Origin of the sequence: Roseomonas sp. AR75, from assembly GCF_005222815.1 — a bacterium.
Taxonomy (GTDB): domain Bacteria; phylum Pseudomonadota; class Alphaproteobacteria; order Acetobacterales; family Acetobacteraceae; genus Falsiroseomonas.
Map to the genome: position 1 here is coordinate 304297 of NZ_STGB01000004.1, position 17545 is coordinate 321841.

Consider the following 17545-nt stretch of genomic DNA (forward strand, 5'->3'; position numbering starts at 1 on the left):
GGTCGCCGCCATGCCGGAACTGACCCCATCCACGCGTGAGGCCGCCCGCCGCCTCGGCGTCAGCGACACCGCCATCCGCAAGGCTGAACGGGCGGGTCGCATCGCCCGCGAACCCGACGGCAGTTGGGACATCGACAAGACCCGACGGCGCCTCGTGGAGACCGCCGATCCCGCCCGCTCGCCCCTGGCCAGCGGCGCCGGCGCAGACGGCACGCCCTTCGCGCGGCTGAAGGTTGCGCAGCTCGCGCTCAAGGTCGAGGCGCAGCGCCTCTCGCTGGACGAGACCAAGCGCCGCCTGCTCGACGTCACCGAGGCCAATGCCGCGCTCGACGAAATTGGCAGCACCATGCGCGACGCGCTGCTGAACTGGCCCGCCCGCGTCTCTGGCCTGATCGCCGCCGAGATCAGCGTCGATCCGCATCTGCTGCAGACCATCCTGCAGAGCCACATCAACGACCTGCTGACGGAGGCGGCCGATCGCTTCGATCCCGCAGGCCTCGGAGGGGACCGGTCTTCGCAGCCGTGAGCATGTGCGCCGGCGTGTCGGCGCCATGCTGCGCCCGCCCCCGCAGCTCACCGTCTCGGAATGGGCCGAGCGGCATCGCATTCTGGGCAGCCGCGCCTCGGCCGAGCCGGGCCCCTGGCGGACCAGCCGCACGCCGTATCTGAAGGACGTGATGGACGCGCTGTCGGCCGTACATCCCGCCCGGCGCGTCGTGTTCATGAAGGGTGCGCAGGTCGGCGCCACGGAAAGCGGAAACAACTGGCTCGGCTACATCATGCACCACGTGCCGGCACCGGCGCTGGCGGTGCAGCCGACCGTGGAACTGGCCAAGCGCTTCTCCCGCCAGCGCATCGACCCGCTGCTGGAGGAAACACCGGCGCTGCGGGAACGGGTCGCTCCAGCGCGCGCGCGCGACAGCGGCAACACCATGCTGTCGAAGGAATTCCCTGGCGGCATCCTGGTGCTGACCGGCGCCAATAGCGCGGTTGGGCTGCGCTCGATGACGGCGCGGTTCCTGTTCCTCGACGAGGTGGATGCCTATCCCGGCGACGTCGCCGGCGAGGGCGACCCCATCGCCCTGGCCGAGGCCCGCGCTCGCACCTTCGGCTGGCGCCGCAAGGCCTTCCTGGTCAGCACGCCGACCATCGCCGGGCGCAGCCGCATCGAGCGGGAGTATCTGGCCAGCGACCAGCGGCGGTTCTTTGTGCCGTGCCCCGAATGCGGGGAGATGCAGTGGCTGCGGTTCGAGCGGCTGATCTGGGAGAAGGGCGCGCCGGAGACGGCGCGGTATCACTGCTCGGCCTGCGACCACCCGATGCAGGAGCACGACAAGACCGCCATGCTCGGTGGTGGGGAATGGCGCGCGACGGCCGAGGGCCAGGATCCGCACACGGTCGGCTTCCACATCTCGGCGCTCTACTCGCCGGTGGGGTGGCTGTCCTGGGAGCAGATCGCGCGTGATTGGGAGGGGGCGCAGGGCAAGCCCGAGGACCTGAAGACGTTCAAGAACACGGTGCTCGGTGAGACCTGGCAGGAGCAGGGCGAGGCGCCGGACTGGGAGCGCCTGGTCGAGCGCCGCGAGGATTTCCGGATGGGCGCCGTGCCCGCCGGCGCGCTCTGCCTCACCGCTGGCGTGGACGTGCAGGACGATCGCCTTGAGTGCGATGTCTGGGGCTGGGCCGAGGGTTTCTCCTCGTGGCTGGTGGATCACGTCGTCATCCCCGGCAGTCCGCGCGAGCGGGAGCCGTGGGACGTGCTGGCGAAGCTGCTGGCGCGCGACTGGCCATGTCAGGGCGGCGGCGCGATGCGCATCGCCCGCCTCTGCGTCGACACCGGTGGCCGGGATACCGCTGCGGTGTATGGTCACCTGCGCCGGCTGCGGGATCCGCGGATCGCGCCGACGAAGGGCGTGGACGGCTGGAATCGGGCGCAGCCGGTGCAGGGCCCGACGCCGGTTGATGCGATGGTCGACGGGCGCAAGCTGCGGCGCGGCCTGAAGCTCTGGACGGTGTCGGTCTCGACCTGGAAGGCGGACCTGTATCGCCGGCTCTGGCTCGGTCGCGGCGACGCGGAAGAACTCCCGCCGGGCTGGGTGCATCTGCCGCAGGGCATCGAGGTCGAGTGGGTGAAGCAGCTGGTTGCCGAGCAGCTGCACATCGTGAAGGACCGCCGTGGCTTCGCGCGGCAGGAATGGGCGAAACTCAGGGAACGGAACGAGGCGCTGGACTGCGCGGTGTTGGCGCGTGCGGCGCTCTGGCTGCTCGGTGCGGATCGGTATGGCGACCGCTTCTGGGCGCAGCTGCGCGAGCAGGTCGCCAACGCCCCGCTCCAACCGAGCGAGATTCCCACCGGCGGGAATGTCGCTCCGCCACCGCCGCCGCAGGTCGCGCCCGGCACTCATCGCCCGCGCGGCTGGCTCTCTCCGCGCAGCAGCTGGCTTCGCTGACCAGGGAGGACGAGCATGCATCCGACCGTCCTCGCCTGGGCGCTGGCGCAGCCCGCCGGTAGCCGCGCGGCGGCCCTCGCCGCGGCGTACACGGGCGGCACCACGCGCGTGACCTTCGACGGCCGCACCGTGGAATATCGCAGCCTCGAAGAGCTCGGCCGGGCGCTGGCGGTGCTGCGCGGGGCGGAGACCGCGGCCGCGCGCCGTCCGTCCTTGACGCTGGCCAGCTTCTCGCGCGGGGGAAGCAGGTGATGGGCCGCCTTCGCGATGCCTGGCACGCCCTGCGTGGCTACGCGGCTGCGCAGGACGGCCGTGCTTCGGCCTGGGCGCCGTCTGGCGGCAGCGCGACGGCGGAGGTCGGGATGGCCGCGGCGACGGTTGCGCGCCGTGCGCGGGACGCGGTCAGGAACGACCCGTATGCCAGCCGCATCGTCGATCTCTGGACCGGCAACGCGGTCGGCGCCGGCATCACCACCCGCTGGCCGGACGATGCGCATAGTCGCGCTTGGCAGCGTTGGGCGGATGGCACAGCGTGTGACGCCGAGGGCCGGCTGGACCTGTACGGCCTGCAGGCTCTGGTGATGCGCGCCGTCGTGGAGAGCGGCGAGTGCTTCGTCCGCTTTGTCACGGTGCCGCCTTCGCCCGCCAACCCGATCGGCCTGCGCCTGCAGGTATTGGAGGCGGACCACCTCGACACGGCGCGCAACGGCATGGTGGCGGGCGCTGCCACCATCCAGGGCATCGCCCTTGGCGACGCGGGCGAGCCGGTCGGCTACTGGCTCCACCGCGTACATCCCGGCGCGGCCTGGATCCTGCCCGGCGCCACCTGGCTCGGCAGCGAGCGCATCCCGGCCAGCGACGTGCTGCACATCTATCGCAAGCGCCGCCCCGGCCAGCTGCGCGACGTGTCATGGCTGGCGCCGGTGCTGCTGCGGTTGCGCGACCTCGGCGACTACGAGGCGGCGCTGCTGATGAAGGCGAAGATCGAGGCGTGCCTGGCGGCGGTCGTCTCCGAGGAGGGCGACGAGGCGATGACCGGCCCGGCATCGGGTCTGCTGCGTGACGCGCAGGGCCGGACGGTGGAGAGCTTCGAGCCGGGGATGATCCTGTATCGCCGCGGCATGGGCAGCGTGGAGGTCGTGAACCCCTCGGGCGGCGGCAGCCACGCAGCCTTTGCGCGTCGCGCCCTCGAGGCCGCAGCGGTCGGCGCCGGGCTGACCTACGACCAGGTTTCCGGCGATCTGACGCAGGCGAACTACTCCAGCCTGCGCGCCGGCAAGATCGAGTTCCGCCGCCTTTGCGAGCAGGTGCAGTACGGCATGCTCATCCCGATGCTGGTGCGGCCGATCGCGGACCGCTTCCACGCGCAGGGCGCACTGCTTGGGCTCTGGGGGACGGACACGCCAGAGGATGTATCGCACGTGCCGCCGGCGCACGAGATGATCGACCCGCTGAAGGACACCACGGCGCTGATCGCCCAGGTGCGCGCCGGCTTCGTGCCGCAGCCCGAGGCGGCCGGCGCCTTCGGCTACGATTTCCGCGCGACGGTGGAGATGATCCGCAAGGCGAACGCGCAGCTCGACAAAGCCGGCATCTCGCTCGACACCGATCCGCGCCGCGTCGCGAAGTCCGGCTCGGCGCAGGACGCGGCGCAGATCGCGGCCGTCGAGATCGCCGCCACCGGCGCCGCGGCGCCGCCTCGCGAAGCACCAGCACAGGGCTGATCATGACCGAGACGACCGAACCGGGCGGCAGCGATGCCGCGCCGGAGCCTGCCGCTGCTGTGTCCGATGGACTTCCCATCGATGGGCAGTCCATCGTCGCGCACCGCGCCATCACCGCACCCGCCACGGTCGACCGTGCGGCCCGCACCGTCGAGGTGGTCTGGTCCACCGGCGCCCGCGCCCGCAACTTCGTCCCTGCTCTCGGCCTCATCACCGAGGAGCTGGAGATGTCGCCGAACGCGGTGCGCATGGACGCGCTGCGCTCCGGCAACGCACCTGTGCTGAACACCCATCGCAGCATGGATGCCCGCGACGTGCTCGGTCGCGTCACCGCGGCACGCCTCGACCGCGGCCGCGGCTACGCCACGTTGCAGTTCTCCTCCGCCGCGGACGTCGAGCCGGTCTGGCAGCGCATCGCCGACGGCACGCTGCGCGCGGTCAGCGTCGGTTATCGCGTGCTCCGCTACGAGCCGCGACACGATGCTGCCACCGGCACCACCGTCCACCGCGCTGTGGATTGGGAGCCCTTCGAGATCTCCGTCGTGCCGATCCCGATCGATCGCGACGCCGCCGTCCGCGCGCAGGGGGACCAGGGCTCCCCCATGCCCGCCATCGAACCCGCCCTGCCAGAGGAACCCAGCATGCCCGAGACGACGCCGGGGACCCCGGCCGCCGATCCGGCCCCGCCGGTGCCGCCCGCCACCCAGCCCCAGGAGACCACCGTGACCACCACGCCCGAGCCCACGCCCGTAGTTCCGCCGTCCCCGCCGCCTGCCGACCACGCGGCCGAGGCCGTGCGCGCCGAACGCGGCCGCATCGCCGGCATCGACACCGCCGTCGAGGCCGCCCGCGCCCTCCTGCCGGCCGACAGGGTGGCCGCCCTGCGGGCCGAGGCCGTCGAGCGCGGCTGGTCCCCCGACGAAACCCGCCGCGCCCTGTTCGACGCCCTGGTGCGCCACGCGCCCCGGCCCTCGGTGCCGGCCAACCCGGCCGCGCATGGCGGCCCGCCGCGGGCGGACATCCTCGACGCCATGGCGGAGGCGCTCGCCGCCCGCGCCATGCCGGGCTACCAGCCCCAGGCCAACGGCCGCCATGCCGAGTTCATGGGCTGGCGGCCCTCCGACATGGTCCGCGAACTCCTGTCGCTGGACGGGCAGACGCAGGTGCCGCGCGATCCGGTGCGCCTGGCCGAGCGCGCCTTCCACACCACCTCCGACTTCCCGGCCCTGCTCTCGGCCGCGGCCAACAAGATGCTGCTGGCGGCCTATGCGCCGGCCGCGCCGACCTACCGCCAGATCTTCCTCCGCCGTGACTTCCGGGACTTCAAGCCGCACCGGCACCTGCGCATCGGCGACTTCCCCGTCCTGCAGCCGCTGGCCGAGAACGGCGAGATCCAGGCGGGCACCATGTCCGAGAGCCAGGAGATCGTGCTCTTGCAGACCTTCGCTCGGCGCATCCGGGTGACGCGGCAGATGCTGGTCAACGACGATCTCGGCGCCTTCACCGACTTCGCCGCCATGATCGGCCGCCGCGTCGCCGACTTCGAGAACGCGACCGCCTACGCGCTGATCAACCTGGCCAATGGCGACGGCCCAACGCTCACCACCGGGGCAGCACCGGTGTTTGCGACAGCAGCGGCGCGGGCCAACAAGGCGGCGACCGGCACGGTCCTCGACGAGGCGAACATCGCCAAGGGCCGCGAGGCCATCATGAAGCAGCGCACGCTGGACGGCCTGCCGATCTCGCTCGGCCGCAGCATGCGCGTGCTGGTCGGCCCGGCGCTGGAGCTGTCCGCGCTGAAGCTCACCGCCGCGATCATGCCGGGCACTTCCGGTGCGGTGAACCCCTATGTCGGGCTGCTGCAGCCGGTGGTGGAGCCGCTGATCTCGGCGAACCGCTGGTATCTCTTTGCGGAGCCGCCGACCACGCCGGTCTACGTCTACGGCTACCTCAACGGCGTCGAAGGACCGCAGGTCACGACGGGCCCGGTCTCCGGCGTCGACGGCATCGAGGTGTCGGTCATTTTCGACTTCGGCGTCGGCGCCATCGACTGGCGCGGCGCCTGGTTCAACCCGGGCACCTGATCCCTCCCACCATCGCAGCAGCTTCGCTGAGGGCGCCCCCAGGGGCGCCTTCGGCGTTTCAGGAGACACAAATACCATGCGCAACATGATCCGCCCTGAGGCGCGGTCCATCCCGATGGCGGTGCCCTATGTCGGGGGCATCCTCTCCGGCCAGGGCATGCTGGTCGGCGCCTTCTTCGGCGTCGCGGCATCCGACGCCGCGCAGAACGCCACGGTCGAATGCGAGACCCGCGGCGAGTTCGAGCTCGCCAAGGATCCCACGCAGGCGATGACGGCCGGGGCGCGGGTGTTCTGGGACAACACGAACCGTCGGCTTACGACGACGGGGACGAGCAACTTCCAGGTGGGCATCGTCACCGAGGCCGCGCTTGCCGCCGACACCACCGTGCACGTCATGCTCGCCCGCGTGCCGGCCGCCGGCGCGTGACCGCCTTTGACGCCGCGCTGGCGTTGCTGGCGGCGGATCCAAACCTCGGCGCGGACGCCACCTGGCAGCGCGGCGCGGCGCCGCCGGTCGCCCTGCGCGTGCTGCGCTCCGCCCCGGACCAGCTGCGCGACGCCTTCGGCACCACGCTGGTCCAGGCCACGGACGTGCTGACCGTGCCGGTCGCCGTGCTGCCAGACGTCCGGGCCGGCGACGTGTTCGTCCTCGGCACGGACATCCTCACCGTTCAGCACGCCGAGCGCGACGCGGCCGGCGTCGCATGGCGCATCTTCTGCCAGCGATAGGAGGCCCACGATGTCCCAGAGCAATCCCGGCTCCTGGTCGATCCTGCTCGACCTCGCGATGGGCGCCGCGGCCGGCCTGGCGGGCGGGTTCGTCCGCTGGAACAACCCGCAGCGCCGCCGCTTCGGCTGGTGTCTGGTCTGGGAGGTGCCCTCCGCCGCGCTCGTCGGCAGCGCCGGTTATGCACTCGGCGGCCTGCTCGAGTTCAACGAATACGGCCGGTTCCTGTTCGCCTTCGTGTTCGGCTACCTCGGCCAGGCTGCGCTCAACGATCTGGCCGTCGCCCTGCTGCGCTATCGCGCCGGCCTGCCGCCGCGGGATCCGCCGGTGTGAGGCTGCGAGCCGCTGTCGGCGACCTGCGGCAGGTGCTCGCCGCCGAGGTCCGGGCCGGTGAGCGCGCGGCGATGTCGGCAATCCGCGGCGAAACCGATCAGGTGAAGGGCGAGCTGCGCAAGCAGGTCACCGGCTCGCTCGGCGGCAATGCCCGCGGCATCGCCAATGCCTGGCGGTCGCAGATCTTTCCCCGCAGTGGCCAGTCGCTGCGTCCCGCCGGCCTCGTCTGGACGAAGGTGCCGGCCATCATCGACGCCTTCGAACGCGGCGCCGTCATCCGCGCGAAGGGCGGCCGCAAATTCCTGGCTATCCCGACCGGCTTCAATGCGGCCAGAGGGCGCAGGGGCCGCGGCGAGAAGGGCATGCGGGTGACGCCGGCGCAGATGGTCGCGTCGGGCCAGGCCTTCCTCCGGCCGTTCAAATCCGGCCGCGGCTTCGTCTGGTGCCTGCCGCTCTATGAGGCGCAGGGGATCGGTCGGGGACGTCGCCGCGGGCGACGCACGCAGCTGATCGCCGGCGGCGTGGCCGAGGTCGGCACGGGCAACCGCAAGGGCCGCGAGGCCTGGGCGCGCGCAATGCTGGAGCGCGGCATGGTGCCGATGTTCCTGCTGCTGCCGAAGGTGACGCTCACCAAGCGCCTCGACGTGAAGGGCGCCGCCGAGCGCGGCCTGCGCCGTCTGCCGGGCCGGTTCGTCGCCGCCTGGGAACGCGAGAGCGGGAGGTCCGTATGAGCAAGCGTGCGAGTCTCGCGCTCCTGACGACGCTGTCCGTCCTCGGCTGGATCGGCGTGATGTTCGGGCTGGCGCTCACCTGGGTGGCGGGCCGGTTCTTCGCGACGCTGCTGGGGTGGGCGTGAGCACGCGCGAGAGTGCGCTTGCCGCGCTGCACGCCACGCTGGCGGCAGGCTTGGCCAGCAGGAACCCGGCGCCGCTGGTGCTGCGCAGCGAGACGGTGCCGCAGCGGCTCCCGCCCGGCGGGCTCGTGGTGCTGCGTGATGGCGACACCGTGGAGGAGACCGCGATCCTCTCGCCGCTGTCTTGGGCCATCGAGCATCGCGCCGAGGTCGAGGTGACCGTGGCGGGCGCGACACCCGCGACGCGCACCGCCCTGCTCGACGCGTTGCTCGTCGCCATCGGCAACGCCATCACCGCTGACCGCACCCTCGGCGGCGCCGTGGAATGGGCGCAGCCGGGCTCGCCCGAGTTCCAGGACACCGAGTTTGAGGGCGCGGCTGCCGCCCGCACCGCCCTGGCGCCCGTCACCCTCTGGTTCACCACCGCCGGCTCCGCGCTGGCCTGACAATCTGGCGGAAGGACGAAAGAAATGCCGCGTGCCATCGGCGCCAATTGCCGCCTGCTCATGCTGCCGGAGGAGACCTACGGCAACGCGCCGACGGACGACTTCCGGCGCATGCCCTTCCTCTCCTGCGATCTCGGCGCCGAGCAGCCGCTGCTCGATGCCGATGTCCTCGGCGTCGGAAACGGCCGCGATCCCGCGGCGCCCTTCCTCGACACGGTCACGGTGCAGGGACAGGTCGTCGTGCCGGTGGACCTGAACAACATCGGCCACTGGCTGCGGCTGCTGCTCGGGCCGCCCACCACCACCGGGACCAGCCCGAACTTCGTCCACACCTTCACGTCGGGCGCGCCGGCGCTGCCCTCCAACGCGATCGAGATCGGCTACCCCGACGTGCCGAGCTACGATCTGTGCACCGGCGTGCGCGCCGACACGCTGGAGATCGACTTCTCGCCGAGTGGGCCGGCCACGGCCACCTTCGGACTGATGGGCCAGGGCTCGGCACGCGGCGCGTCGTCCTCCGGCGGCACGCCGATCACCGCGGCCTACACGGCCTTCAACAAGGCGCAGGGCTCGATCGCGCGCGGCGGCTGGCCGCTCGCGCAGGTCACCGGCGCGCGGCTTGCCTACTCGAACAGCGTGGAGGCAGTGCGCACCATCCGCGCCGACCGCAAGATCGAAGGCGCGGATCCCGGCATCGCGCGCGCGACAGGCCAGATCACCGCGCGCTTCGCCGACACCATCCTGCTGAACCAGGCGCTGAACAACGTCCAGGCGGCCTTCGCCTTCAGCTATGCGATCGACGAGAACCGCAGCCTCACCTTCACGGTCTACGAGGCCTACCTCGCGCTCGCCAAGACGCCGATCGAGGGGCCGGCGGGGATCGAGGCAAGCTTCGAATTCCGCGCGGCGTTCAACGCGACGGCCGCATCGATGATGACCGCTGTTCTGCGGAACCAGCAGGCCGGGACGGAGTATGCGTAATGCCCAGGCTCGGCTGGGTCGGTTGCTTGGGGCGGGAAGCGGACATATGTGACCTACGCCAGGGTGGCCGCCCTGCGCCCATGTTCGCCATCTACCTCGGAGTGCGAAGCACCTGAAACGTCATTTGTTCAGGTGGTGCAGTAGACCGAGTAATGAAATGTGAAATTTTCCAGTCGACCGTTATCCCTTTTTGCCGCTCTCGCGCGATGCTATCCTGCTCCGCAATGAAGGGGGCAGCATGAAGATCGAGGTCGAGTTTGAGGATGCGTTGCTGGACGGACTGACCAATTCGATCAAGACGCAACTAGAGTCCGACCCTATCAAGCGAGAGGCCCTGGCCAAATTCGCAGTCAATCAGGTCATCGCTTGGATGGGCGGGCGGACGAGCTATCAGTCGATGACCGAGCAGCAAACCGACTGGCTCCTCCACTTGTTGCCTATCTTTTACGCTGGTGAGGTTCCCTCGGCTGAGCGCATCTTCAACAATTTCTCGGTGCCCTACGGGCGCGCCGCATATATCTCACGCGTCTTACTGGAGAAGCAGCACACCGCCTGGCGCACCAAGGGCCGTGAGAAGCTCCGTGCTGCGCTGAAGGCGAAGAACGACGAGGCGGACAAGAACAACAAAAAGGGTGACGGCCTCAAATACGTGCCCGTGTCGCTCGACAATCTCGCCTACCGCGAGCTGAGCGTCATATTGGAAGATGTCTTCAGTGATGAAGTGGCGCTATCGCCGCCAGTCAACAAGGCGCAGTCGCCAGGTCGGCGCACGCTTGATGTCCCTTCCCAGCTTTTTCCTGAACTTCTGAAGCGCCTAGGGGCCTGAACATGGGACCAACCACACAGTTAGAGGCGACGACCCTCGTCTCGCTTGCCGGCTCGCTGATGACGCTCTTCGGCCTGCTTGTCAGCCTATTCTCGATCCATCTTGGCAACTGGCTGTCTAAGCTGCAGGCGCTGCGCACCAAGTGGGACATTAACGACGGCAGCGACGACAAAGAGGTAGCCGCCCGCCGCGAGTGCCGCTACGGATTTGTCGAGTTGTTCAACTGGCAGCCTATGGTGATGACCTTCATCATCGCCGGCTTCGGCTTCACCGTGCTCCACTTTTTTAATGCCGTGCGAATAGACCAGAACGTAAGCTTCCCAGGTAACTACGTCACCATCTACAACGCGTTCTTCGTCATCATGCTAGTCCTCCAGATAGTGCTTCTGGTCTGGGGATTGTTTGTTGGGTTTCGACTGCGCCGTGACATCAATAACAAGTTCAAGCCGAGTTCGCCCGCCGCGTGACCTTCGACAGAGCGAAGGCCCGCGCGGCGCTTCGAAGGGCGCTTGTTCGAGGTGCGGAGATCCAAAATTACGAGGTCCGCGCCTACCAATTGACGGCGGCGGTGAAGTGCGCCGAGGCCTTGCTCGGCGGACGCAATGCGGTCCTTACGCTGCCAACCGGCACGGGCAAGACGCTGATCTGCGGAATGGCGTCGGCACTCTTCCTCACTGCCTCTCCAGACGAGCGCGTCCTGTTCACCGCCCCGCGCAAGACACTCTTATCCCAGTTACGCGAGCGGTCTCTTTGGCTCGGCCCGACGGCCAGCACGGGGCTCGTCGGGATCGACGCACGAGATAGCGACCAACGCGTCCGCGCGGCATTCGAATACAGCAAGGTGCTATTCGGGATGCCTGAGTTCCTTGCGAACCGGCTGCAGTCGGGCGCGGTCGACGCGCACGCGATCGAAAGGATCAAATTGCTGGTGATCGACGAGTTCGATGCGTTTCTAACTCTGCGCTATCTGGCGAGGGGCGTCTCGGCGGCATTCCACGAACCGCTCGAGTTGCTGCGCTCAAAGCTTTCAATAGAATGCCGGGTCCTACTTGTCAGCGCGACGACGCCGGAGATCGCAAGCGCCGGAGAGACCGCCAGCACCGAACAGCAGGTGGATGCGAGTGCTCATGCGGCCTTCCGCCGCTTTCTCGACGTGCGCCTTCGCCCAATCTACGTCTCCGTGCCCGAGCGCTATTACTCGACGTTCGTGCCGCATGCCCGAATCCACGCCATCGCCGTAACCGACCCGAACGTGAAGAAGGTCGCCTCAGCCGTTGAACAGGAAGTTGCGCTGCTGCTGAACTGGATCTCCGGCACCGTCCGCTTCCACATCGAAAGCAGCTACGTTCTTCCCCGCCTGTCACAGATCCGCGCGGGCAAGCTTGCGCTTTGGCCCAAGGGCCCGCGCGTATCCCAATCCAGCCCGGTGTCCGGACTGCTGGGTCGCCTCGAGAAGATGGTTCACCTGCCCGACTTCCTCTATGAGGACATGGCGAAGGATGTGACCACCAAGCGGGAGGAGACCTGGAAATACACTGCTGACTTTGAGGGCAAATATTCAGTCGCCGTCGACCGGATCGTGGCTCCGGCGACGACACTCGATGGGGCGATGCTCGCCGGGCCACGAGCTAAGCTTGAAGTCGTAGAGGATATAGCCAGGCTGCGCCTGGGACAACGCGGAATTCTGTTCCTCCGTAACATCCGCATCCTGGAGGTAGCGGCCGAACTTCTGCGAAAAATGGATTTGGAGATACTGACTGTGCACGGCGATCGAAGCACTGAAGACAACAACGCCTCCCTCGCGCGCTTTCGTACCACGAGCAACTGCCTGCTGCTGATAACGCGCGATACCGGCAAGCGCGGCCTCGACCTCCCAGAGGGCGACTACGCGATATTCTACAGCCCCAAGTCACGCGACGACGTCACCTGGCAGGAGGTGAGTCGCATCCGCAGCACCATTGGCAATCCGAAGGCCACCTACATGCTGTTCTACGAGGGGACCGGAGAGGAGGAGAAGATGGCTGCCATGGCTACGGCGCTCGTAGCCAGCTCGCGCTCGACCGAGGTCCAATTCCTCGACCCCAACAATCTGAGCCAAACACTCGCCATTTTGGCCGACTGACTGGGTAGAGGCTCGCTCAGCTGAGGCGACGTCAGTGTTAGCGTGGAAGTTTGCCCTTGCGCCTAGGACATAACCTCAAATGACCGCCCCGGGTCGACCTCGGCTGTAGCGTTCACCGCTAAGCCTGCTTTCTCAGGGCGACTGCCTGTCGTGCCAAAGCCCCTGCCGGCGCTGGGCACCGCCCTGCGCACCCTACAACCACGCTTTTCCGGCGGATCCTCCACAACCCTGAACGGAGCACCCTATGCTCACTCTCGACCTCCCGGCCGAGCCGTACTGGCTCGACCTGCCGCGCGGCGTGCGCATCGAGATCCGGCCCGTGACGACCGCCGTCATGGCGGCAGCGCAGGCCGCCGCGGCGCGGCGCCTAGCTGCGATCCGGATCGCCGACCCCGACCTCGACCCCGACATGGCGCGCGGCCTGTCCTTCGCCTTCCTCGTCAAGGCGCTCGCCCGCCATGCGGTCACTGCGTGGGATGGTGTCGGCGATGCGGCGGGCCAGCCGCTGCCGCTCTCGCCCGAGGCGGTCGAGCGGCTGATGGACCTCGACGACATCGCTGCCGCCTTCTGGGACCGCGCCACGGCACCGGTCACCGCGATGGCCGCGGAGGGAAACGTCTGAAGGCCCGCGCCGCCTGGCACTTCGGCCGCGGGCCCGACTACTGCCGCGGCTGCGACGCGCTTGGCCGCGATTGCCGCGAGGCATGCCCCTACACCGCGCATGCGCCGTGCACCGTGACGGGCGCCGCGGTGTGGAGCGCTGGCACGGCCTGCGTGACCGCCAGCAGCGTTGGCGCGGATCTCGACCTGGCCGGCGCGCTGGCGATGGCACGTGAACTCGGCGCCTCCGGCTGGGCCGCCGCTGAACTGCTGACTGCGCTGCGGCTTGGCCTCGCCGAGGGCCTGGCGGCGCGTGTCTCTCCCACCCCGGACGCAGGAGGTGTCGCTCATGGCGGATAGCACCCGTCGCGTCTCGGTGCGGCTTTCGCTGGACGATGCTGCCCGCGTGAAGGCCGGGCTGCGTGAGGTCGGCGAGACCGGCCAGCGCAGCCTGGAGCGCATCCGCGACGGCGCCGACACCGCCTCCCGCGCGCTGTCGCTGATGGACGTCGCCACGCGCGGGATCCAGCTCGCCGGCGTGGCGGTGGCCGCCCGCGCTCTGGTGCAGGCGGGTGATGCGCTGACCCAGAGCCTCTCGCGCCTGCAGAACGCGACCGGCTCGGTCGAGCGCGCGGGGCAGGTCTACGAGGCGCTCTACCGCAACGCGCTGCAGACCGGCGTCGCGGTCGGCGAGAGCGTCGACGCCTTCCAGCGCTTCTCGATCGCCGCGCGCGAGATCGGCGCCACCTCCGACCAGGTGGTCCGCCTCGTCGACGGCCTGCAGCGCGTCGCCATCGTCTCCGGTGCATCGACGCAGGAGATTTCGTCGGCCACGCTGCAGCTTGCCCAGGCGCTCGCCTCGGGCGTGCTGCAGGGCGACGAGCTGCGCTCCATCCTCGAGGCCATGCCGCTGCTGGCAGAGGGGCTGGCCAAGGAGCTCGGCGTCTCGATCGGTGATCTCCGCAAGCTCGGCTCCGAGGGCAAGCTCACTGCCGAGCGGGTCTTCCCGGCCCTGCTGCGCGCGACGGAGCGGCTCGGCGCCGAACTCGACAAGGCGCCGCTCTCCCTCGGCCGTGCCTTCGGCCAGCTCACCGCCGCCACCGAAAACTTCCTCGGGCAGCTCGATCGCGCCGTCGGCCTGTCGAACGCGCTGGCGCGTGGCCTGTCGGCGGCGGCACGGGGGATGGACGGCACACGCCGCGGCATCGGCCTGCTCGACGAGGGCGAGCGCCTAGCCGACCTACAGCGCCAGGCCGCAACGCTCTCGGCCGAGATCGGCCGGCTGGAGGCGGAGGGCGACGGCCGCCCCAGCCTGCGCGCGCCTGTCCGCCGCGGCAGCATCCGGCCCGGCCTGGTTGGCACGGCCGAGAGCCAGGCCGGTATCGATCGAACCCAGCGCCTGGAGGAGCTGCGCCAAAGCTACTTCGCCATCCTGGAGGAGATCGACACCGCCGAGCGCGGTGCGCTGACCCGCCGCCTGGAGGAGCAGGAGCGCGCCGGCCAGGCGGGCACCGACGCCCGCCGCCGCCGCGCCACCCAGGATGTGCTGGACCTCCGCCGTGATCTCGACGATCGCTTCCGGATCACCCGCGAATACGATGAGCGGGTCCGGCGCCTGCGCGAGGCGGAGGCCGCCGGCGCCATCGATGCTGCCGAGCGCAGCCGGTTGGAGGCACTGGCGACCGGGGAGCGCGACGAGGCGCTGCGCCGGCTGGAGGGTACGACGCGCCGGGTCGCCGCCGCCCAGCGGGACAACCGCGACGCCGAGCGGGAGGTCACGGAAGTCCTGCGCGAGCGCGAGCGGCTGATCCAGGACAACGAGACAGCTTATGAGCGCTATGCCCGCCGCCTGGAGCGGCTCGGTGATCTCGTCCAGCGCAGCGAGCGCGCCGGCCGACCGCTGTCGGAGGAGACGATCGGCCGGGAGGCCAAGGCCGCCATCGCCGAACTGGAGACGGCGGAGGGCCGGCTGCGGCAGGACACCGAGCGGACGGGGGACGCGGCCCGCGAGCTTGGTCTCGCCTTCTCCTCGGCCTTCGAGGACGCCGTGGTGGAAGGCCGCGGCTTCGGCGAACTGCTCAAGGGCCTCGAGCGAGACCTGCTGCGCATCGGCACCCGCAAGCTGGTCACCGAGCCGCTGGCGAACGCCGCTACCGGCCTGCTCAATTCGGCACTCGCCGGGATCGGCAGCCTGCTCGGTGGCCCGGCGGTCGCCAGCGCGCGCGGCAACGCCTTCGGCCCTCGCGGCCTGATCCCCTTCGCGACGGGCGGCATCGTCGATCGGCCGACCGTGTTCCCCTTTGCTCACGGCGTCGGGCTGATGGGTGAGGCCGGGCCGGAGGCAATCCTGCCGCTGCGGCGCGGCCGCAACGGCCGGCTCGGCGTCGAGGCCACGGCGGCGCCGATCAATGTCGTGTTCAACGTCAGCACGCCGGACGCCGGATCCTTCCGCGCCAGCCAGGGCGCGATCCTGGCCGAGCTCAACCGGGCGCTGCGGCGAAGCCAGCGGAGCATCTGATGTCCTTCGACGACGTGCGCTTTCCCGACCGCATCGCGCTGGGTGCGGAGGGCGGCCCGACCTTCGCGACCGTCATCACCACCTCGACCGGCGGCCACGAGCAGCGCCAGGCAAACTGGGCAGAGGCGCGCCGGCGCTACAACGTGGCGACGGGGCTCAAGGGACGCACGGACGTCGAGGCGCTGCTCGCCTTCTACATCGCCCGCCGCGGCCAGCTGCGCGGCTTCCGGTTCAAGGACTGGTCCGACTACCAGCTGCCGCGCCAGGCGATCGGCGTGACGGACGGCACGCAGGCGACGTTCCAGCTGGTGAAACTCTACAGCAGCGGCGGGGAGCAGGTGGCACGGCGAATCACGCGCCCGATCACCGGCACCGTGCGCTGCTGGGTGGCCGGCACCGAGCGCAGCCTCGGCCCCGGCTCCGCGCAGTTCCAGGTGAATCTTTCGTCCGGCGTGATCACCCTCGGCGCGGCGCTGCGCGCGCCGGCGGACCAGGCGGTCGAGGCGCAGTGTGAATTCGACGTGCCGGCGCGCTTCGACACCGATGCGCTGTCGCTGACGCTGCGCACCCATGACATCGGCGAGTGGTCCGGCATCCCCGTCGTGGAGCTCAGGGAATGAAGGCCGTCTCCGCCGGTCTCGCCGCGCACCTCGCTGGGCAGGCCACCACCCTCGCCACGCTCTGGCGCGTCCAGCGCCGCGACGGCGCGGTTTTTCGCTTCACCGACCACGACCGCGACATCCTCTACGGCGGCGAAACCTACCTCGCCGCGCTCGGCTACCAGCGCGCCGCCATTGCCACCGGCGCCACGCTCGCCGTCGACGAGACGGAGCTGCTCGGCCTGCTCGACAGCGCCGCGCTCGATCCAGCGGAACTCCGTGCCGGGCTGTGGGACCACGCCGAGGTGCGGATCTTCGCGGTGAACTACGCGAACCTGGCCGATGGCGAGCTGAAGCTCCGCAGCGGCCGGCTGGGCGAGGTCACCGCGCGCGACGACGGATCGTTCTCGGCCGAGCTGCGCGGCCTGGCGCAGCCGCTGCAGGCGGTGATCGGCGCCGTCTACCAGCCGGAATGCCGCGCCGATCTGGGCGATGCCCGGTGCAAGGTGAATCTAGCATTCGGCGCCGGCTGGACGCAGCAGGGCATCGTCGAGGCGGTGACGGACAGCACAACGCTGATCCTCGCCGATGACGGCATCGCCGCCTTTGCTGGCAGCTACTTCGAGGGCGGCGTGGCGGTCTGGCAGTCCGGCCCGAACGCGGGCGTCGCGCGCGAGGTGCTCGCCTGGGATCAGGCCAGCCGCACGCTGTCGCTCTTCGCGCCGCCGCCAGTGTCACCGGCGGTGGCCGACGTGCTGCACGTCCAGCCCGGCTGTGACAAGCGCAAGGCTACCTGCCAAGGCGTGTTCGGCAACTACCTGAATTTCCGAGGTGAGCCCTTCGTGCCGGGCGTGCTCGCCGCTGTGAGCACCCCGGCATGACCATCGACGAGGCCGCGCGCACCTATTGCGGCACGCTCTGGCGGCATCTCGGCCGCAGCACCACCGGCCTCGACTGCATCGGCCTGGTGCTGCTCGCTGCGCGCGACGCCGGCCACACGCTGCCCGATCCCGCGCCCTACGCCCGCGAGCCGCAGGGCACGCGGCTGCTGGAGGGCATCCTTGCGCACGCCACGCGGATAGGAACGGCGGAGCCCGGCGACGTGCTGCTGTTCCGCATGGGCCTCTATGGCGGGCATGTCGGCATCGCCTCCCTCCATCCCGCTTGGCGCGTGCCGGCCTGCATTCACGCCTACGCGCCGCACCGCCGCGTCGTCGAGCAGCCGATGGAGGGCGAGCTCGCCGCTGCCCTGATCGGCGCCTTTCGCCTGACGGAGTAGCGC

The 17545-nt window shown here is 70.0% G+C and carries 21 protein-coding genes; all 21 read left to right on the plus strand.

Features of this window, described 5'->3' with window-relative positions:
- Positions 1-10 precede the first annotated feature (10 nt).
- Complete coding sequence (locus E4T13_RS15505) at positions 11-526, plus strand: hypothetical protein (RefSeq protein ID WP_137179202.1); 516 nt, start codon at positions 11-13, stop codon at positions 524-526.
- 25 nt (positions 527-551) lie between these two features.
- Positions 552-2450 carry a phage terminase large subunit family protein gene (locus E4T13_RS15510; protein WP_137179203.1) on the plus strand — a complete coding sequence of 633 codons (1899 nt, stop codon included), beginning with the start codon at positions 552-554 and terminating at the stop codon, positions 2448-2450.
- A gap of 15 nt (positions 2451-2465) precedes the next feature.
- Positions 2466-2702, plus strand: coding sequence for a phage head-tail joining protein (locus E4T13_RS15515; protein ID WP_137179204.1), 237 nt, complete (start codon positions 2466-2468; stop codon positions 2700-2702).
- Positions 2702-4174, plus strand: a complete 1473-nt coding sequence (locus E4T13_RS15520) for a phage portal protein (RefSeq protein ID WP_137179205.1) — start codon at positions 2702-2704, stop codon at positions 4172-4174. Before E4T13_RS15515 ends, E4T13_RS15520 begins: the two co-directional genes overlap by 1 nt.
- Positions 4175-4176: 2 nt before the next feature.
- Complete coding sequence (locus tag E4T13_RS15525; protein WP_137179206.1) at positions 4177-6258, plus strand: prohead protease/major capsid protein fusion protein; 2082 nt, start codon at positions 4177-4179, stop codon at positions 6256-6258.
- 76 nt (positions 6259-6334) lie between these two features.
- Positions 6335-6685, plus strand: coding sequence for a DUF2190 family protein (locus tag E4T13_RS15530; RefSeq protein ID WP_137179207.1), 351 nt, complete (start codon positions 6335-6337; stop codon positions 6683-6685).
- Positions 6682-6987 carry a hypothetical protein gene (locus E4T13_RS15535; protein WP_137179208.1) on the plus strand — a complete coding sequence of 102 codons (306 nt, stop codon included), beginning with the start codon at positions 6682-6684 and terminating at the stop codon, positions 6985-6987. The genes E4T13_RS15530 and E4T13_RS15535 overlap by 4 nt, the downstream gene beginning before the upstream one ends.
- Positions 6988-6997: 10 nt before the next feature.
- The gene (locus tag E4T13_RS15540) at positions 6998-7318 is read left to right on the plus strand and encodes a phage holin family protein (RefSeq protein WP_137179209.1); all 321 of its coding nucleotides are present in this window, start codon (positions 6998-7000) and stop codon (positions 7316-7318) included.
- Positions 7315-8049 carry a DUF6441 family protein gene (locus tag E4T13_RS15545; RefSeq protein WP_137179210.1) on the plus strand — a complete coding sequence of 245 codons (735 nt, stop codon included), beginning with the start codon at positions 7315-7317 and terminating at the stop codon, positions 8047-8049. Before E4T13_RS15540 ends, E4T13_RS15545 begins: the two co-directional genes overlap by 4 nt.
- Positions 8046-8174 (plus strand): hypothetical protein, encoded by a 129-nt coding sequence (locus E4T13_RS30790; protein ID WP_256370457.1) that lies wholly within the window; start codon positions 8046-8048, stop codon positions 8172-8174. The genes E4T13_RS15545 and E4T13_RS30790 overlap by 4 nt, the downstream gene beginning before the upstream one ends.
- A complete protein-coding gene (locus tag E4T13_RS15550) occupies positions 8171-8617 on the plus strand; it encodes a hypothetical protein (RefSeq protein WP_137179211.1) in 447 nt (148 codons plus the stop codon). The genes E4T13_RS30790 and E4T13_RS15550 overlap by 4 nt, the downstream gene beginning before the upstream one ends.
- A 24-nt stretch (positions 8618-8641) precedes the next feature.
- The gene (locus E4T13_RS15555; RefSeq protein ID WP_137179212.1) at positions 8642-9598 is read left to right on the plus strand and encodes a phage tail tube protein; all 957 of its coding nucleotides are present in this window, start codon (positions 8642-8644) and stop codon (positions 9596-9598) included.
- A gap of 238 nt (positions 9599-9836) precedes the next feature.
- Complete coding sequence (locus E4T13_RS15560; RefSeq protein WP_137179213.1) at positions 9837-10424, plus strand: hypothetical protein; 588 nt, start codon at positions 9837-9839, stop codon at positions 10422-10424.
- 2 nt (positions 10425-10426) lie between these two features.
- Complete coding sequence (locus tag E4T13_RS15565) at positions 10427-10891, plus strand: hypothetical protein (protein WP_137179214.1); 465 nt, start codon at positions 10427-10429, stop codon at positions 10889-10891.
- Positions 10888-12546: a DEAD/DEAH box helicase gene (locus E4T13_RS15570; RefSeq protein WP_137179215.1), complete on the plus strand. Its 1659-nt coding sequence runs from the start codon at positions 10888-10890 to the stop codon at positions 12544-12546. Before E4T13_RS15565 ends, E4T13_RS15570 begins: the two co-directional genes overlap by 4 nt.
- Positions 12547-12790: 244 nt before the next feature.
- A complete protein-coding gene (locus E4T13_RS15575) occupies positions 12791-13168 on the plus strand; it encodes a hypothetical protein (protein WP_137179216.1) in 378 nt (125 codons plus the stop codon).
- A 152-nt stretch (positions 13169-13320) separates the two neighbouring features.
- Complete coding sequence (locus E4T13_RS15580; RefSeq protein ID WP_137179217.1) at positions 13321-13506, plus strand: hypothetical protein; 186 nt, start codon at positions 13321-13323, stop codon at positions 13504-13506.
- Positions 13496-15664 carry a tape measure protein gene (locus tag E4T13_RS15585; RefSeq protein ID WP_137179218.1) on the plus strand — a complete coding sequence of 723 codons (2169 nt, stop codon included), beginning with the start codon at positions 13496-13498 and terminating at the stop codon, positions 15662-15664. The genes E4T13_RS15580 and E4T13_RS15585 overlap by 11 nt, the downstream gene beginning before the upstream one ends.
- Positions 15664-16284, plus strand: coding sequence for a DUF2460 domain-containing protein (locus tag E4T13_RS15590; RefSeq protein ID WP_137179219.1), 621 nt, complete (start codon positions 15664-15666; stop codon positions 16282-16284). Before E4T13_RS15585 ends, E4T13_RS15590 begins: the two co-directional genes overlap by 1 nt.
- On the plus strand, positions 16281-17144 hold the full coding sequence (locus E4T13_RS15595; RefSeq protein ID WP_137179220.1) for a DUF2163 domain-containing protein: 864 nt from the start codon (positions 16281-16283) through the stop codon (positions 17142-17144). Before E4T13_RS15590 ends, E4T13_RS15595 begins: the two co-directional genes overlap by 4 nt.
- Positions 17141-17542: an NlpC/P60 family protein gene (locus E4T13_RS15600; RefSeq protein WP_137179221.1), complete on the plus strand. Its 402-nt coding sequence runs from the start codon at positions 17141-17143 to the stop codon at positions 17540-17542. The genes E4T13_RS15595 and E4T13_RS15600 overlap by 4 nt, the downstream gene beginning before the upstream one ends.
- The last annotated feature ends 3 nt before the right edge of the window (positions 17543-17545 follow it).

What these genes read in the sequence shown, in the direction of transcription:
- E4T13_RS15505 (WP_137179202.1), top strand. Translation starts at nt 11, where the DNA reads ATGCCGGAACTGACCCCATCCACGCGTGAGGCCGCCCGCCGCCTCGGC.
- E4T13_RS15510 (WP_137179203.1), top strand. Translation starts at nt 552, where the DNA reads ATGCTGCGCCCGCCCCCGCAGCTCACCGTCTCGGAATGGGCCGAGCGG.
- E4T13_RS15515 (WP_137179204.1), top strand. Translation starts at nt 2,466, where the DNA reads ATGCATCCGACCGTCCTCGCCTGGGCGCTGGCGCAGCCCGCCGGTAGC.
- E4T13_RS15520 (WP_137179205.1), top strand. Translation starts at nt 2,702, where the DNA reads ATGGGCCGCCTTCGCGATGCCTGGCACGCCCTGCGTGGCTACGCGGCT.
- E4T13_RS15525 (WP_137179206.1), top strand. Translation starts at nt 4,177, where the DNA reads ATGACCGAGACGACCGAACCGGGCGGCAGCGATGCCGCGCCGGAGCCT.
- E4T13_RS15530 (WP_137179207.1), top strand. Translation starts at nt 6,335, where the DNA reads ATGCGCAACATGATCCGCCCTGAGGCGCGGTCCATCCCGATGGCGGTG.
- E4T13_RS15540 (WP_137179209.1), top strand. Translation starts at nt 6,998, where the DNA reads ATGTCCCAGAGCAATCCCGGCTCCTGGTCGATCCTGCTCGACCTCGCG.
- E4T13_RS30790 (WP_256370457.1), top strand. Translation starts at nt 8,046, where the DNA reads ATGAGCAAGCGTGCGAGTCTCGCGCTCCTGACGACGCTGTCCGTCCTC.
- E4T13_RS15555 (WP_137179212.1), top strand. Translation starts at nt 8,642, where the DNA reads ATGCCGCGTGCCATCGGCGCCAATTGCCGCCTGCTCATGCTGCCGGAG.
- E4T13_RS15560 (WP_137179213.1), top strand. Translation starts at nt 9,837, where the DNA reads ATGAAGATCGAGGTCGAGTTTGAGGATGCGTTGCTGGACGGACTGACC.
- E4T13_RS15565 (WP_137179214.1), top strand. Translation starts at nt 10,427, where the DNA reads ATGGGACCAACCACACAGTTAGAGGCGACGACCCTCGTCTCGCTTGCC.
- E4T13_RS15575 (WP_137179216.1), top strand. Translation starts at nt 12,791, where the DNA reads ATGCTCACTCTCGACCTCCCGGCCGAGCCGTACTGGCTCGACCTGCCG.
- E4T13_RS15585 (WP_137179218.1), top strand. Translation starts at nt 13,496, where the DNA reads ATGGCGGATAGCACCCGTCGCGTCTCGGTGCGGCTTTCGCTGGACGAT.
- E4T13_RS15590 (WP_137179219.1), top strand. Translation starts at nt 15,664, where the DNA reads ATGTCCTTCGACGACGTGCGCTTTCCCGACCGCATCGCGCTGGGTGCG.
- E4T13_RS15595 (WP_137179220.1), top strand. Translation starts at nt 16,281, where the DNA reads ATGAAGGCCGTCTCCGCCGGTCTCGCCGCGCACCTCGCTGGGCAGGCC.
- E4T13_RS15600 (WP_137179221.1), top strand. Translation starts at nt 17,141, where the DNA reads ATGACCATCGACGAGGCCGCGCGCACCTATTGCGGCACGCTCTGGCGG.